This is a genomic window from Enterococcus ureilyticus (assembly GCF_001730315.1).
Taxonomy (GTDB): Bacteria; Bacillota; Bacilli; order Lactobacillales; family Enterococcaceae; genus Enterococcus_L; species Enterococcus_L ureilyticus.
On the sequence record NZ_MIKC01000042.1, the window covers coordinates 109300 to 126370 of the forward strand.

Here is a 17071-nt window from a genome sequence, read left to right on the forward strand (position 1 = left end):
TTATGAGCATCCAATTCTATGACTTTAAATAATAAACAGAAAATCTAATAAAAAAGGAATGGAACGATTAGTAAACAAGAAATCTTTTTTATTGTTCATAGTTGTTTTAGTCAGCGGAAGCTAAACAAATAGAACAAAAGCTAAAGTAAGCTTTGCCTTTTTTTATGGTTGTGAGTAAAATAAAAATAACTTTATAAAACCTTTTTATGATATAATGTTTTTAAAACTGGAAAAAGGAGAGGCTTTATGAAGAAAAAAATAATAAGAATGTTGGTTCTATTACTTGTGTTGGTTCAAGTAATAGATGTAATTGGTATGTTTAGGTACTTAACTATCGCATATGCTGAAGAAACGGTTACTGATACAGTGGCGGAAGAAGTTAGTAGAAATGAGGAGAAACCGGAAGAACTAGCTACATCGATAGAAACGAAAGAAGACATCGATGCATCTGAGCTTTTGGAAAAACCAACGCTAGATGTTCCAGAAAAAAAATTATTTGCTAGTGATGAGAATCAACCAATAGCAGATGATCGAAATGAAGAAGGCCTTGTAAGAGTTAGTGAAAATGAAGAGATTCTGAAAAATAAAAATTACGAATTAACAACAGATTTTTATCCTCAGTTAGATAACGCTGATGGAACACCTAAATTAGATTATCTGGTAGGCGAAGAAATTATCTTGTACTCTAAACTAGAAATTTCCAGTGGCTATTTTCCATCTAAGCAAGTGAAATTTAGAGTGACATTAGCCAAAAAATATTTTCAGTATTTTGGAGTCGTTTCAGGTGGGCTAACCTTTCCAGTAAACAGCGAGCTTTCAGAAGATAGCGAGAATATTTATTTAGATATTACTATAGATGATGTTAAAACAGGCATAAATTTAGCTATCCCTTTCAGAGTGAAGCTTCTATCTAATCGGTTGTATTATGGAACTAAAGTCCCAATAACTCAAACGCTTTACGATCATAATGGGGAAGTATTAACAGAAAATTCTCTTGATTTAAAAGCGATAACGACGAATAGAAGGATTAGTTTTATTTATGGATCGTTATCTCAAAAGGTACCTAATGAATATGTTAACCAGGACAAATTAATTAGCTCAGATTTTATTGATGAAGTATCATATAGTATCTTTAGAGATAAATATACTGATGTAGGAGCTTCCTTAGTTGAAGTAAAGTTAACAGAAAACGTCATATTTAAGAAGGAAGACAATGATTCGGCATGGACATATGATGCTGTAAACCATTCAATTAGCGGGGAGTTTAAGTATAATATTTATACAAGTGGTGTATTTAAAGTCAGATATAAAAATGTTTATACGGAAACATCAGATTACCCTGTCCAATTCACCGGCAGTGTCAATGTACTGAACGAGCAAGGGGAAATTGAAACAAGCTTGGAAAAAACTAGTTCAGTTCAACAAAGAAAATTTTTTTCACAAGGCGTTGGTGCCACTACTAATAAATGGATGAGCTGGAAGAATTCTGATTCTAGATATTATATAAAAGAAAATAAGGATAAGGAACTAAGTGGCTGGATACGAGCCAATCACAACGGAGAAAAAGGTGGAATTTTTTTAAATACAATAGAAGATGTACCGACAAAAGTAGAGGGCTCTTCTCCGTTTACTCTTACGGAAGTTTGGTTGAGTACTGTTGGCAATCTGGCAAACACAGATAAAAATAAAGTATATGGTATCACTGAAGCAGGTGAAAAAACGTTAATTGCTGAGAATATAGGCAGTACGGCTTTTGTCTTAAAAGATCCGCAGCCTTTTGGATCGTTTTATATTGAATTTGACAAGGCGGTGGAATTAACCAGCTCAACTGATCAAGTTACATTAAATTTTTCTGCTAAACGAAGTTCAGCGTATTGGAAATATTTAAGTGAAAATTTATCTTCAGGGGCTCATTCGACAGGTAATAGAGGAAACCTTTACTATACTGACAAGGATGGTAATGTGAGAGAAAGTACTTCAAGTTCTTGGATTTATACTTATAAGCCTGTGAATACACTTAGCTTTTCAGGCGTATTAGATAAACCAACCGTATTTCTTGGTGAGCAATTTGAGATGGCATTGTATACTAGTGTAAGTAGCCCTACAAACCCTACTCTAATAAACCCTAAACTCTATGTCATACTTCCAAGAGGATTAGAATTAGTAGACTTTTTTTATGATACCGATAGTTTAAGGTATACGGAAAAGAAGAATTTTAAGAATAGTGGAAAGACAGCAATTGTTGTCGAACCAAAGACAGAGTTGAAATTAAAGGATTTTGAAAAAATATTTAATTCAAATAAAACAAAGCTATCCTTGCGGTTCAATAATGCTGCCAATTATGGTAATCAATCAATTGAATCCTATTTGACTTATGAGAATAATGGGGATGAAGGAATAAAGATGAGTGCATGGTCATATCAGCCATCTGAATCAGATCCTTATCAAATTATTAGTGAAGCCACCGAAAAAAAAGAGTTATTAGCCTATTCAAAACCTATTAGTCTGATTCCGCCAAGCAGTGTGTTTGTAGATACAGCTGCATCAGTCAATGAACAACAAGGGTTCGTTCACGGCAAAACAGACGCTGTTGATCAAGGAGATCAGTTTAAACAAAAGTTATCTATCCTAAATTACAGTAATAAAGCTGTTCCTAGTTTAACTGGCATCAACATTTTACCTCATGCAGGGGACTTAAGTACTGTAGCAAACGAAGACGGAGAGTATATTCCGAGAGGCTCAGATTTAGGGTATCTATTAGATGGAGAAGTAGAAGGACCAGATGGCTATACGGTTTATTATTCATACGATAAACCATCACATCTGATGGCGGAAAATAAGAATAAAAAATGGCAACAACAAGGCTCAAAAATTGACTATAATAAAGTCACGATGATTAAAATCGAGTTAACAAATGGCTTGTTAGAAAAAAATCAAGAGGTCGATTTTACTTTTCCAGTCAAAGTACCAATCAATAAGTCAATTAAGCATAATGATAAAATGGTTAATACCTTTACGGTAACGACGAATGATACCAACTGGATTGAATCAAGAGGGTCAGAAATTCCGGTAACAGCCTATTCGGTCAAAGGTTCAGTTTATCGAGACAAAAATAAAAATAGTCAAAAAGATTCAGATGAACCCTTTTTGGTAGGATACGAAGTAGAGTTGGAACAAGAGGAAGCAACAGAACCAATTGCGAAACAATTGACAAATAGTCGAGGAGAATATGATTTTTCACCTGTTCCTGCTAGAGGGGACTACACTGTTCGAATCAAAACTAAAGAAGGAGATGTCATCTCTGAATACTTACAGAGCAGCGAAGAGATAGTAGCAACAGACGTAAAACTTGATCCAGCAAATAATCAAGAGGGGATCGCAGCAGTCACTTTAGCACCAGAAGCTATTTCTCATACGATCAACATCGGTATTTATTCTGATCTTCCGATTTTAGGGACGGTGGAATTAACCAAAATAGATAGTGTAACAAAACAGGTGTTAGCTGGAGCTAACTTCCGTTTTGAGCAAGTCGATGGTGCAATAATCGAAGCTGACATAGCAACAGATGCAGAAGGTAAAATACGTCTAGAAAATGTACCATTAGGAGAGTATCAACTTGTAGAAACGGCTGCTCCGTTTGGATATGAGCTAGATTCAACACCAATTAGAGTTGAACTGCTAGATGAAGCGATAGTAAAACTAACGAAAGAAAATACGCCGATTCTTGTTTCTCCTAGCCTTCTTGGTTCCGCAGAGCTGATGAAAATAGATGGTGTAACAAAAGAAGCTTTATCTGGGGCTGTGTTCCAATTAGAAAGAGCAGATGGGCTCGTCGTCCAAAAAGAGTTAGTTACCAATACAGAAGGGAAAATAATAGTAACAGATTTACCATTAGGAAACTACCAGTTTGTAGAGACTGCCGCACCAACTGATTATAAACTAGACGTTGAACCTGTTTCATTTGAAGTGACAACAGCTAGAACCACAGTTCAAGTCACAAAAGAAAATGTTAAAAAATCTGAATCAATCCTCCAACTTTCAACAATGAAGCAACAAGGAAATGATACAGGGAATAAAACAAGATTGCTACCAGCTACAGGGGAACAAGCATTAACCAAGCTTATCAACCTAGGATATGTTCTCTTATTTTTACTTTTACTATGGATGTTCTCGAAAAAAGTTCACGGAGAGTACTATAACGATAAATTGAACTACTAATTTACACATTAAAACCAAAAATAATCTCAAGAGTGAGGACTTGTCTTCGCTCTTTTTTTGCAAGTTTAGATTCTATAGTTATTTTACTTCAAAAAATTGAAGCTAAACAGCGTATTCTCTAGAATATCCGCTAGTAATCTGCTACAATGATTGAGAAGAATTTTTTAAGAAGAGTCTCTATCCTAAGGAGCTTAGCAACCTAGGCATAGCGACACTACACTAACGTTTCGATTAACCTATTGATCGAACCTTAAAGAAAGAGGAGAAAATAACATGATAGCAGTAAGTGATCTTAAAGCAGGTATGACTTTTGAACAAGATGGTAAATTGATCCGTGTAATGGATGCGAGCCACCACAAACCTGGTAAAGGAAATACCGTTATGCGTATGAAATTGAAAGATGTTCGGACAGGCACGACAACAGATACAACAATGCGCCCTGATGATAAAGTGAAAAAAGCGTTTATTGAAAATAAACCAGTACAATACCTATACAGCCAAGATGATACAGCGAATTTCATGGATTTAGAAACATATGAACAATACGAAATCCCAACTTCTGTGATTGAAGAAGAGCTAAAATATCTTTTAGAAAATATGGAAGTAAAAATCCAATTTTACGGATCAGAAGTCATCGGTATTACATTACCAACAACGGTTGTTTTAAAAGTAAAAGAGACACAACCATCGATCAAAGGTGCAACAGTTTCTGGTTCAGGGAAACCAGCTATCATGGAGACAGGTCTAGTAGTCAATGTTCCTGACTTTATCGAAGCAGATGAATCATTAGAAATCAATACCCAAGAAGGTACGTATTTAAAACGTGCATCAAAATAATTGCATGAAAGAGGTTGGGACAGGAGTATTTAATTCCGAAGGGATTGCTTCTGCTCCCACCGTTTATACGGATTCCATGTGAGCGGGATATGACTCAAAGAGTTATGTCCCACTCACTTTTTCTATGGAATCAGTAAACTTTTCGGACCTACTAAATGAGCTGACTATGGTACAATAAGTTGTATGTTTTTTAGCAGAAAGGGAGAGAAAAATGGGTTTTTTATTAACATTGTGCCTAGTTTTATTATTTACAAAACTTGCAGGACATTTTTGTAACCGAGTGGGGATTCCTTCGGTAATTGGAGAATTATTAGTCGGTATTTTGATTGGGCCAGCATTATTAGGATGGATCAAACCGGATGAATTTATGCATTATTTTTCTGAAATCGGTGTGATTATTTTAATGTTTATTGCTGGTTTGGAAAGTGATTTAGAATTATTGAAAAAGTATTGGCGACCTGCCTTAGCTGTGGCGCTTTTAGGCATTGTCTTTCCTGCGGCAATGGGTTTTGGTGTGGGAGAAGCCTTTCAATTTTCAGTGCAGAACTCTATATTTTTAGGTGTCCTGTTTAGTGCTACGTCTGTCAGTATTTCGGTTCAAGTATTAAAGGACCTAAAAAAAATAGATACAGAAGAGGGGGCTACGATCCTTGGGGCAGCTGTGGTCGATGATATCGTGGTTGTTTTGATTTTAGGTATTATGCTGAGCTTGATGAATCGTTCGTCACCAGGACAAAACTTGCCGATGTGGGAAGTTTTACTATTGAAAGTCTTTTTCTTTATTGTGATATTTGCAGCGAGTAAATGGTTGGTACCGTGGTTATTGAACCTAAGCAAAAAATTAATTGCGATTGAAGCTGTTTCAGCATTCTCTTTAGTGATTTGTTTAGGCTTTGCTTATTTTGCAGAAATGTTGGATATGGGTGCGATCATTGGTGCCTTTTTTGCAGGTGTCGCAATTGCTCAAACCGACTATCGCAAAAAAGTTGATGAAAAATTAGAGCCGATCGGATATGCGGTTTTTATTCCAATGTTTTTTGTTTCAATCGGATTAAATATGACGTTTGTCGGTATTTCAAAACATTTTCTCTTTATCCTTGTTTTGACTGCTGTAGCCGTGTTATCAAAATTGCTAGGTGGAGCATTAGGTGCTAGAGCCACTGGCTTTAAAGGGATTTCTACATTGATCATTGGTTCGGGTATGGTTTCTAGAGGGGAAATGGCCTTGATTATTGCCCAAGTAGGCTTGACCTCAAGCTTTCTTTCAGAAGAATACTATTCTTCTGTAATAATTGTTATTATTGCGACGACGATCATCGCACCATTACTTTTAAAAGGAACGATCATGAAACAAGAAAAACAACTGAAATACTAAGATAAAAAGAGTTTCGACTGACATACATCAGCTGAAACTCTTTTCATTTAATGAATCGACCCCATCAATTTTTTGATCGGTTTTTTACTAAGAATTAATAAAATACCCGCAATCACAGCAACAATGCCGACAATTCCAAAATAAGCCGATTCTGTTTGCGGCGTATAAAAACGTGCAATTTGTGCGTTGATTGCTTGTGAGGCAGCATCGGCTAAAAGCCAAATAGCAACGGTTTGTGACTCAAAAGCTTTAGGTGCAAGCTTTGTTGTGATCGACAGACCAACAGGGGAAATACACATTTCTCCAACAATCATAATGAAAAAGCTAAAGAATAGCCATAAGGGGCTGACTTTTGTATCCGTACCATAAAGTAAACCAGGCAACATCAAAAGAACAAAAGAAAGACCAGCGAAAACTAAACCTAATGAAAATTTGACTACAGTTGAAGGCTGTTTAGTACCAAGCTTAGTCCACAAAGTAACGAATATAGGTGTTAAGACAACCACAAAAATCGGATTCAATGATTGGAACCAACTAGGTGCAATCGAAAAACCAAATAAGGTATCATGGGTTCTTTCGCTTGCAAATAATGCTAAAATAGAAGAGCCTTGTTCTTCTAATGACCAAAATACGATTCCAGCTAGAAATAAGGGAATATACCCAAGAACTCTTGGCTTTTCTTCGGCTGTTACATTTTTAGAGGTCAACATTTTGATAAAATAATAAACTGGCAGTAAAATACCTAATATACTGACGCTATTGATGAAAAATGCAATGGTCAACTGTCCCATAATAAAGGCGCCACCAAATATAACAATGATAAACACAAGCGCAATCAATAGAGAACGAACGAATTTTTTACGTTCCTCTGTTCCGATTGGATTTGTTGGGGTCAAACCAATACCCGATAATGATTTTTTTCCTTGCAAATAATACTGCAGCAAACCGAAAAACATCCCGAAGGCAGCCACAGAAAAACCAACGTGATAATTATACGTTTGACCTAATGTGCCGACAATGAAAGGCGCTAGTAAGGCACCAATGTTGATTCCCATATAAAAAATAGAGAAACCAGCATCACGACGTGTATCTGTTTTGGAATAAAGATGACCAACCATGCCAGAAACATTTGGTTTTAACATTCCTGTCCCGATCACGATCAAGAGAATAGAAAGAAATAAAGCAGAAATGCCAAAGGGCGTCGCCAAGACAATATGACCGACCATAATGAATACACCGCCAAAGAACACGGTCTTTCTAGCACCTAATACACGATCTGAAATCCAACCGCCAATAATGCTGGACATAAAAACCAATGATCCATAAATCGACATGATCGCCAAAGCTGTTTCTTTGGGCAAACCTAATCCGCCGTTTGCGACAGTATCATAGATATAATAGAGTAGAATCGCCCGCATACCATAATAACTAAATCTTTCCCACATCTCAGTAAAGAAGAGTGTAGACAATCCTTTTGGCTGACCCAAGAATGATTTGTCTAGCTGCTGCTCGTCCATAAAAAATAACCTCAATTCTTTTTAATATTCAGAAAATTTGTTTAACCTAGAATTTCTGAAAATAAATATATACAGTACATTTTAAACGCTTTATCTTTTAACTGTCATAAAGTTTCATGATTAGGCTATAAGAAAAAAAGAGTTTTTATTCATTTAATTTTAATTTTCGGCATAAAAGCAAAAGAAAGGAAGAATTTTTTGGAAAAACAAACAAAGCGACAACAAGAATGGGCAGCGCTTAAATATTTAATATTATCAAAATCACAACAAGATTATCGGTCGATTCGTAAATTGTTTAGTGAGCAGGGCTGGGATGATAAAAAGGAGCAGCAGTTTCGTAGCTATCTTCAGCACGCATTAGCCGAGGAACCAAAAAAAGGCAATAGCTTAAATGCTTATCAACACATCTGGGGTTATTTTAAGCATAAAGCAAATGACAACGAACGGAAAAAATACGAAGAGCTGCTGGATAGTTTCTCCTTGGCGCAGAACAAATTAGGCCCTTTTTTAAAAGAGCTAACGCTAAAATATGAAGAACCCTATCTTCGACAATCAAAATTGCTTTTTCCTGAAGAAGAAAAATAACTCAACAGTAACAAGAGAGATTGAAATAACGATTTTTAACTTTAAGTTCGTTATAAAAAAATAATCTCTCTTTTTTTTATGGTTAATCACTGATTGTTCATTAGTAAACGAACGTTTATAGAATAAAATGAAAAAACATATTGAATTTGATTTAGAAAATGAGTATACTGAATCAGTGGAAAGACGAACGAGGAGTGTGTACATGAACAAGAATGTTCCGTATTTTATTGTGGCACCAGGAATGATTTTATTACTATTTTTCTTAATGATTCCTTTGATTACAAGTATCATGCCAACTATTTTTTCAGATCAAGGGGTAACGTTTAGCAACTACCTCGAATTTTTTAAAGATGAATATAATTTATCGATCTTTTGGCGCACGATCAGAGTTTCGTTGATCGTTACCTTTATTTCAATTGTTTTGGGTATCCCTACAGCGTATTATATTGCAGGTGTTGGGAAAAAATGGCGAGGAATTTTAATGGCGATGACGTTATTTCCGCTGTTGACGAACTCGGTCATTCGTAGTTTTGCTTGGATCAACATTCTAGGTAAAACAGGTGTAATCAATACATTGTTATTAAATATAGGCGTGATCGATCAGCCGATGAATTTACTTTATACAGAATTTGCTATTATTATCGGCTCTGTCTATCTTTTTTTACCAACGATGATCATGACGCTTGTGGGTGTGATGGAAAATATCGAAGGAGAAATGCTAGAAGCCGCAGAAACATTAGGAGCAAGTCCCTTTACGGCTTTTAGAAAAGTAGTTTTGCCGCTTTCTATTCCCGGAACGATCGTTGGGAGCGTCTTAGTTTTTACAGGAACGTTGACTGCCTATACAACACCACAATTATTAGGTGGGAATCAAAAAATGATGATGTCGACCTTTTTATATCAGAAAGCCAATACGTTAGGCGATTGGCAAGCAGCAAGTGTTTTAGCCTTGATCATGATCGTTGTGACCTTGATCGTGATGAAAGGATTAGATGTAGTAGCTAAAAAAGTTGATAGGAGAGAAGCAAATAATGCGTAAACAAAAAGGAATGACGCTGATTGCGATCCTAGTATTTTTATTTCTATTTTTACCACTTTGCCTGATCGTTGTGACGTCATTTGGGACAGCTGCAGCAATTCAGTTTCCCATCAAAGGTTTTACTTTAGACTGGTATGCCAAAGCATTACAGTCAGATACATTTATGAACAGCTTCAAATTAAGTTTAGGGATTGGCGTACTGGCGACCGCTTTAGCATTAGTAGTTGGGATTCCCGCTTCTTATGCCCTTGCTCGCTATTCAGTTAAAGGGAGAAATTTTATTAAAAGCTTCTTTTTATCTCCAACAGTAATTCCTGGAATCGTTGTTGGGTATACATTATTTCAATATATTGTGATCAAATTAGGGTTGCCGATTTTTCAAGGATTATTGATTGGTCATTTCTTGATCAGTTTACCGTATATTATTCGAGTTGTTGGTTCCAGCATGGAGCAATTGGATTATTCAATGGAGGAAGTAGCCTGGACATTAGGGTGCACGAAAATTCGTGCGTTTATCCGAATTGTATTACCGAATGTTTCTTCAGGGATTTTTGCAGCGTTTATGTTGGCATTTGTAAATTCGTTTAACAATGTTCCGGTTTCAATGTTTTTATCAGGACCGGGAGTGACGATGTTGCCGACTTCGCTACTTAGTTATATGGAATATAATTACGATCCAACTGTTTCAGCGATTTCAGTAATGTTGATGTTATTGACGATGGGCTTGATGTTTTTGATTGAAAAGACCTTGGGCTTAGCTTCAATAGCCTAAATAGCAAAGAAACGAGCTTGGACTTTGAACTTATAGGTAGAAAGAGGAGAAAATTTTGACTTTTGTTGATTTAAAGAAAATACGTGTCAGCTATGATGGCAAACAAGATATATTAAAAGATTTGAGTATTTCAATGGAAAAAGGCGAGTTAGTATCACTACTAGGGCCTAGTGGTTGTGGAAAAACAACAACATTACGAGTGATCGCCGGACTGATCAAACCAAATGATGGCACGTTTAAGCTTGAAGAGGATGATTTGACTAAAGTACCTGTGCATAAACGAAATTTTGGTATGGTTTTTCAAAGCTATGCTTTATTTCCTCACTTAACAATTGCTGAAAATGTTGGGTTTGGGCTGAAACTAAGAAAAGAATCAAAAGCGAGCATTAATGAAAAAGTCGCAAAAATGTTAGAAGTCTGCGGTTTGGAAAATCTTGGAGAGCGTTATCCTAAACAACTTTCAGGCGGACAAAGACAGCGTGTGGCTTTAGCGCGTGCATTGATCATTGAACCTAAATTATTGTTGCTTGATGAACCTTTGAGTAATTTGGATGCCAAATTAAGAGTAGCTATGCGCATCGAGATCAAACGAATACAGCAACAATTAGGGATAACCACAGTATTTGTGACCCATGACCAAGAAGAATGTTTCTCTATCTCTGATAAAGTCGCTATCATGAATAATGGCGTGATCGAACAATATGACTCACCAGAAAAAATCTACCGTTTACCGAAAACAAAGTTTGTAGCACAATTTATCGGGTTTGAAAACTTTTTTTCAATACGTAAAACGGGTGCGGGGCAATATACTGCTGAAAATGGCCAACAATTCCAAACAACAAATCCACAGCCAGAAGCAACTGAAACCGTAGCGACCATTCGTCCAGAAGACATTGAGCTTGTAAAAGAGACATTACCTGATTCTATCGAAGGTTCTGTTATTGTGAGAACGTTCTTAGGAAAAAGCTATCAATATGAAGTAACAACGCCACTCGGAAAATTACTGGTCAACGGAACCAGTGAACAAATCTATGAAACTGGAGATACAGTCAATCTCGTTTTTCCAGCAGATAAATTAGTTGTTTTAGAAAAATAAACGATAGATGAAGGGGATTTAAACAAAATGAAAAAGAAATTAATGATCGGTGTTTTAGCAACAGCTACTTTATTAATGGCAGCATGCGGTAACAGCGAGGCCAATACAAAAGAAGAGAACAACAGTGGCAATAATACCTTAGTCGTTTCAACCTTTGGCTTAAGTGAAGATATTGTCAAAAAAGACATCATTGCTCCTTTTGAAAAAGCAAACGATGCAAAAGTTACATTAGAAGTTGGCAATAGTGCAGATCGCTACACAAAATTATTGAATAATCCAAATGCTGGAATTGATGTGATCGAGCTAGCCCAAGCCAATGCGACTCAAGGAAATAAAGAAGACTTATTTGAAAAAATAACTGAAAAAGATGTACCGAATATCAAAGAGTTGACGACAGGTGCCAAAGAAGTATACGAAAGCGGTGCAGGGATTCCAATTGCGGTTAATAGTATCGGTATTGTCTATAACAAAGAGAAACTTGGGAAAGAAATCACTAGCTGGGACGATCTATGGTCCTCAGACCTGAAAGGGAAAATCTCTGTACCAGATATCTCTACAACAGCTGGACCATTGATGTTATACATTGCGAGTGATCATGCTGGCAAAGATATCACGTCTGATAAAGGGGAAGCTGCTTTTACCGCAATGAAAGACTTAAAACCGAATGTTGTCAAGACGTATTCAAAATCATCGGATCTAGCAAATATGTTTCAATCTGGGGAAATCGAAGTTGCAGTTGTAGCGGATTTTGCAGTTGATATTATTCAAGGTGCATCTGAAGACGCAACCTATGTTGTTCCTGAAAGTGGTACTTATGCAAATTATAATACAATCAATGTACCAAAAAATTCTAAAAATAAAGAGCTAGCATATACATTTGTTAACGATCGTATTAGCGAAGCATCACAAAAAACAAAAGCAATTTCATTGAATGAAGGACCAACAAATAGCAACGTCACGCTTGATGAAGAACAAGCCGGAAATAAAACATATGGTCAAGTCGCAGATCGTGCCAAAACAGTTGATTTCTCCTTTATCAATGACAATTTATCAAGCTGGGTCGATCAGTGGAACCGCACAATGAATCAATAAACAATAAGAAGGGCGATAAGTATGAAAGTAGATATGATCATTCAAAATGCTTGGGTCTTCCAAACTGCGACCCAATCATTTATCAAAAAAAATGTCTCTATTAAAGATGGAAAATTTTATTATATCAGTCAAGCAGAAATGCAGAACTTAACGCCAAAAAAAATCATCAAAGCCGAGAATCAGTATATGATTCCCGGCTTGATTGATGCTCATATGCACATTGAAAGCTCCATGACGACACCAACGATTTTTTCAAAAGCAGTTTTACGTTTCGGTGTCACGACTGTTGTAGCAGATGCACATGAAATGGCAAACGTCTTTGGGTTAGAAGGATTAGATGAATTTATGAAAGCAGAAACTGAATTGGACATCTTCCATGCCATTCCGTCCTCTGTTCCGTCGACCACTCCTGAACTCGAAACCACTGGTGGAATCATCGGACTTCCAGAAGTAGCAGAACTATTGAAAAATCCTAAAATCATTTGTTTAGGTGAAGCGATGAATTTTAAAGGTATTGCCTATGAGCCAGAATCATTGATTCGAAAAATCATTGATTTATGCAAAAAAGAACGACCAACAATGCCACTGGAAGGTCATTGTCCAAAAATATATGAAGAAGAGCTGGCTGATTTTCTATTTAGTGGAATCACGTCAGATCATACCCATCAATTTCCAGTGTCGTTAAAAGAAAAAATCGAAGCTGGCGTTTTTATTCAATTTCAAAATAAATCGATCACACCTGAAAATATGCAGGTCATTATTGAAAATGAGTTTTATGAATATGCTAGCATTATAACGGATGATATAATGGCTGACGATTTGTTAAACGGCCACTTAAATGAGAATGTCAAAAAAGCGATAAAAGCGGGCTTACCAATCGAAAAAGCAATCTACATGACGACCTATACACCAGCAAGACGAATGGGGTTTCATGATCGTGGAGAAATTGCGCCAGGGCGTATCGCGGACTTTATTTTATTAAGTGATTTAGAAAATTTTTCTTTTGATGCTGTTTATAAAGCAGGTGAAAAAGTCTACGAAAAAGGAGCTGCAATTGACTATCCGGAGGTGATCGAGCAGTTTCCAGCCAGCTATCGACAATCTGTTCATTGTAAGGCACTTACAACGGATGATCTTGTCATCAAAATAGCAACTGAAAAAGAAAGTGTTCGTTGCAATGTGATCCAAAAGCAAGAAGTAGGCACTTTTACAGAGCGAATTACAAAAGAAATTCCAGTTAAAAATGGGATTTTACAATGGCAAGAGGCTGATTGTGCTTTATTGATCGTAATGGAACGGTATGGTAAAAATGGCAATACTTCATTTTCATTGATGGATAAACCAATCACTGAAAAAGGGGCGATCGCGACAACGTGGGCGCACGACCACCATAATGTAATGGTTATGGGGAACACACCAGAAGATATCGTATTGGCACAAAATAAATTAGTCGCGATCCAAGGCGGTTATATCGTTGTCTCTAATGGTGAAATCACAGGGGAATGTCCATTACCGATCGGTGGGATTTTATCTCAAGCGCCCATCGAAGAATTAGGCAGCTCGTTACAAAAAGTTCGTTCAAGTATGCAAGCATTGGGCTATCGAAATATGAATGAGATCATGTCATTTTCTACTTTATCTTTACCTGTTTCACCTGCAATCAAGGTGACAGATATGGGGATGATGGATACAAAAACCCAAGAATTTTATCCCTTGATCTTCCCAGAAGATGGAGTGTTATTAAATGAAGACATTGATTAAAAATGTTCACCTTCTTTCAATGGATAAGCAATTTTCAGAAATCAAAAAGGGCTATGTCTTGATCGAAGACCATTTGATTGCCAAAATCGGCTCAGTTTCTGAGCTTGATTCAGTGACTATTTCTGCGGATAAAGTGATTGATGGTAGAAATGGCATTCTGATTCCAGGAATGGTCAATACACATACACATGCTGGGATGATTCCTTTCCGTTCATTGGGCGATGATGTACCAGATCGACTTCGCAGATTTTTATTTCCATTAGAGCAATTTATGACGAAAGAATTAGTCAAAGCTAGCAGTGACTATGCGATTGCTGAGATGCTATTAAGTGGGGTAACTTCGTTTTGCGACATGTATTATTTTGAAGATGAAGTGGCTAAAAGTTGTAAAGAAATGGGAATCAGAGCGCTGGTAGGCGAAACCATCATCGATATGCCGACTTGTGATAGTCCACAACCTTCTGGTGGCTATGACTACTGTGAAATGTTCTTAAAAAAGTGGCAAAATGATCCATTGGTAACGCCGATCATTGCACCTCATGCACCAAATACAAATACTCCAGAAGTATTAAAGAAAATCGTGGTACTTAGTGAAAAATATAATGCGCCGATCACGATGCATGTATCTGAGATGACCTATGAAATAACAGAGTTTCAAGAAAAGTATAACCAAACGCCAATAGAATTTCTACAATCATTAGGCTATTTTGAACGAGAGTTTATTTTGGCTCACTGTATTTTAGTGAACGATCATGATTTAAAAATCATTGAAGAATCAAAAGGAAAAGCGCGTGTTGCCCATTGTATTGGTGCGAATACAAAATCAGCGAAAGGGATTGCACCGGTCAAAAAAATGATTGAAAAAAATATCATTGTTGGTTTAGGGACGGATGGCCCAAGTAGTGGGAATACGCTAGATTTATTCAGTCAAATGCGTCTTTTTGCCAACAGTCATAAAACGTATCATCAAGACCGTGCCCTTTTTCCTGCAAGAGAAATTGTTCGTTTAGCAACGATTGGTGGCGCTGAAACACTAGGCTTAGCGAAACAAGTAGGATCAATCGAAATTGGTAAAAAAGCGGACTTAACATTGATTGAAACAGAGTCAGTCAATATGTTTCCGATTTTTGACCCATACTCCGCGATCGTCTATTCGGCTAATGCCAGCAATGTAGAGTCGGTGTGGGTAAATGGGGAACAGCTAGTGCGTGATAAAAAAATGGTTTATCATAAGCTGGATAAAATCAGAGAAAGCTTATATCGTGAAATGAGAGAGTTTGTTATAGAAGCAAAAAAACGATGAAAAGAGCTTGAAACGTGTTCTCATGTTTAAAAACCATACCACAAATCAAGTCATTCTTTTTAAGCTACTTTCAGAGGAAGAAATCGGTAAAATCTATCGTCAACGAAAAATTGACGTTGAACTCGCTTTCAGTTATTTGAAGGCTTGTTTGGCGTTCACTCGGTTCTTAGTTCGAGGAAAACAGCAGGCACACAATGAAATTGTATTCGTACTGATGGCTGTAAATTTAAGAAAATATAGGCTAAATAAGCCAGTAACCAAAGATGATTCTTCTAATCGGTAAAAAATAGGAGACTGAAAATCCTTTTTACGATTTCCGGTCTTCTATTTTATGTTTCTTTATTTCGATACATAACAGTCAATCGGTTTTTGATACTCCATCCAATCATTCCGCTCTTCGTTAAAATATTGCGCTAAAAGAAAGCCAATGTAGGGTCCAGTTGTCAGTCCTGAAGAACCTAAACCACTGGCCACGACTGCAGTAGGATTGTTAGGTAAGCAATTGAAAAATGGTGCAAAATCAGATGTATAAGCACGTGTTCCCACACGATATGAAACAGGATACTGTTCAAAAAAGTTCGAATCCTCTAAAAAAGGCCCAGTTTTTTGCTGTAAATGAGTAAACGCTTCGGGGGTGGGCGTCAAATCAAAACCACCATCATTTTCATGAGTAGCCCCAACCAAAATTTGCCCATGTCCAAATGGAATTAAATCACTTTCGCCATCCAGCATAGCAACAGGCCAGCTGCCGCTGTTTTTATAAGGTGTTTCAAATGCTAATAATTGCCCTTTTTGTGGTCGGATATCGGTAGTCAGCCCAAGTGGTTTTAACAAATCAGACAAGCCTGGTCCCGCACACAAAGCAATAGTATCAAAACTTTCTATTTGTTCTTTTGAGTGAACTCGCCACTGATTTTGCACTTGGCTAATGTGAACTTGCTCTGTTTTCAAAGTGATATTTCGACTAAGTGCACGCTGGCGTAAGGTTGCTAAGTAACTAGCACCGTCCAGCTTACCACCACCCGTGATAAACACTGCTGGTGAAGCACTCAATAAGGGTAGCTTTGCCTTTACTTCCTCAGCGGATAGCAGCTGAACCGTTCCAATCTCAGGCGCTGTTTGTTTGCGTTCTTCAGCCAAATCGAGCAATGAGACAAGCTCGCGATCTTTTCTAAGGATCAACGTACCAGTTTGCTGATAGACACTATGTGGTAAAGCAAAATCCTGCACTAATTTAGGATAAAACGCTGCGCCATCTTTCGCAAGTTGATACCATTTCTTGTTCCGGCGTTTTGATAACCACGGGGAAATAATCCCGGCGCTAGCTTTCGTTGCTTGACCAATTGGATTATCATAAACAGTTACGCTATATTGTTTCAAATCAAGATAGTTGGCTAGGGTCAAACCAATGATCCCACCGCCGATGATTGCAATTTTTTTCATAAGTAACTCCTTTTAAATCGTTATGAATCAAGT

Annotated in this window: 12 protein-coding genes and 1 pseudogene; 11 read left to right on the plus strand and 2 right to left on the minus strand. The window is 37.0% G+C overall.

Annotated features, from left to right (window positions below; all coding sequences use genetic code 11):
* Positions 1-246: 246 nt before the first annotated feature.
* The 3 genes from BCR24_RS16095 to BCR24_RS16105 all read left to right on the plus strand — a co-directional run bounded on the left by BCR24_RS16095 (position 247) and on the right by BCR24_RS16105 (position 6430).
* Positions 247-4218 (plus strand): MSCRAMM family protein, encoded by a 3972-nt coding sequence (locus BCR24_RS16095; protein ID WP_069641519.1) that lies wholly within the window; start codon positions 247-249, stop codon positions 4216-4218.
* A 273-nt stretch (positions 4219-4491) separates the two neighbouring features.
* Positions 4492-5055, plus strand: a complete 564-nt coding sequence (gene efp, locus BCR24_RS16100) for an elongation factor P (RefSeq protein ID WP_010772247.1) — start codon at positions 4492-4494, stop codon at positions 5053-5055.
* 211 nt (positions 5056-5266) lie between these two features.
* Positions 5267-6430, plus strand: coding sequence for a cation:proton antiporter (locus tag BCR24_RS16105; RefSeq protein WP_069641520.1), 1164 nt, complete (start codon positions 5267-5269; stop codon positions 6428-6430).
* A 47-nt stretch (positions 6431-6477) separates the two neighbouring features.
* On the opposite strand, the gene BCR24_RS16110 is transcribed toward BCR24_RS16105, so the two are convergent.
* Positions 6478-7947 carry a peptide MFS transporter gene (locus BCR24_RS16110; protein WP_069641521.1) on the minus strand — a complete coding sequence of 490 codons (1470 nt, stop codon included), beginning with the start codon at positions 7945-7947 and terminating at the stop codon, positions 6478-6480.
* A 198-nt stretch (positions 7948-8145) separates the two neighbouring features.
* On the opposite strand from BCR24_RS16110, the gene BCR24_RS16115 reads away from it, so the two are divergent.
* From BCR24_RS16115 to BCR24_RS16150, 8 genes and pseudogenes are all read left to right on the plus strand, one after another.
* On the plus strand, positions 8146-8532 hold the full coding sequence (locus BCR24_RS16115) for a YbgA family protein (protein WP_069641522.1): 387 nt from the start codon (positions 8146-8148) through the stop codon (positions 8530-8532).
* Between the two features lie 202 nt (positions 8533-8734).
* Positions 8735-9571, plus strand: a complete 837-nt coding sequence (locus BCR24_RS16120) for an ABC transporter permease (protein ID WP_069641523.1) — start codon at positions 8735-8737, stop codon at positions 9569-9571.
* Positions 9564-10343, plus strand: a complete 780-nt coding sequence (locus tag BCR24_RS16125; protein ID WP_069641524.1) for an ABC transporter permease — start codon at positions 9564-9566, stop codon at positions 10341-10343. The genes BCR24_RS16120 and BCR24_RS16125 overlap by 8 nt, the downstream gene beginning before the upstream one ends.
* Positions 10344-10398: 55 nt before the next feature.
* On the plus strand, positions 10399-11439 hold the full coding sequence (locus BCR24_RS16130; protein WP_069641525.1) for an ABC transporter ATP-binding protein: 1041 nt from the start codon (positions 10399-10401) through the stop codon (positions 11437-11439).
* Between the two features lie 27 nt (positions 11440-11466).
* On the plus strand, positions 11467-12531 hold the full coding sequence (locus BCR24_RS16135; protein WP_069641526.1) for an ABC transporter substrate-binding protein: 1065 nt from the start codon (positions 11467-11469) through the stop codon (positions 12529-12531).
* 21 nt (positions 12532-12552) lie between these two features.
* Positions 12553-14292: an adenine deaminase C-terminal domain-containing protein gene (locus BCR24_RS16140; protein WP_069641527.1), complete on the plus strand. Its 1740-nt coding sequence runs from the start codon at positions 12553-12555 to the stop codon at positions 14290-14292.
* The gene (locus BCR24_RS16145; protein WP_069641528.1) at positions 14276-15595 is read left to right on the plus strand and encodes an amidohydrolase; all 1320 of its coding nucleotides are present in this window, start codon (positions 14276-14278) and stop codon (positions 15593-15595) included. Before BCR24_RS16140 ends, BCR24_RS16145 begins: the two co-directional genes overlap by 17 nt.
* 22 nt (positions 15596-15617) lie before the next feature.
* Positions 15618-15845: pseudogene (locus tag BCR24_RS16150) on the plus strand (transposase); the annotation flags it as partial.
* Between the two features lie 89 nt (positions 15846-15934).
* Here the strand turns inward: BCR24_RS16150 and BCR24_RS16155 are convergent.
* Complete coding sequence (locus BCR24_RS16155) at positions 15935-17038, minus strand: NAD(P)/FAD-dependent oxidoreductase (protein WP_069641530.1); 1104 nt, start codon at positions 17036-17038, stop codon at positions 15935-15937.
* Positions 17039-17071: the final 33 nt, after the last annotated feature.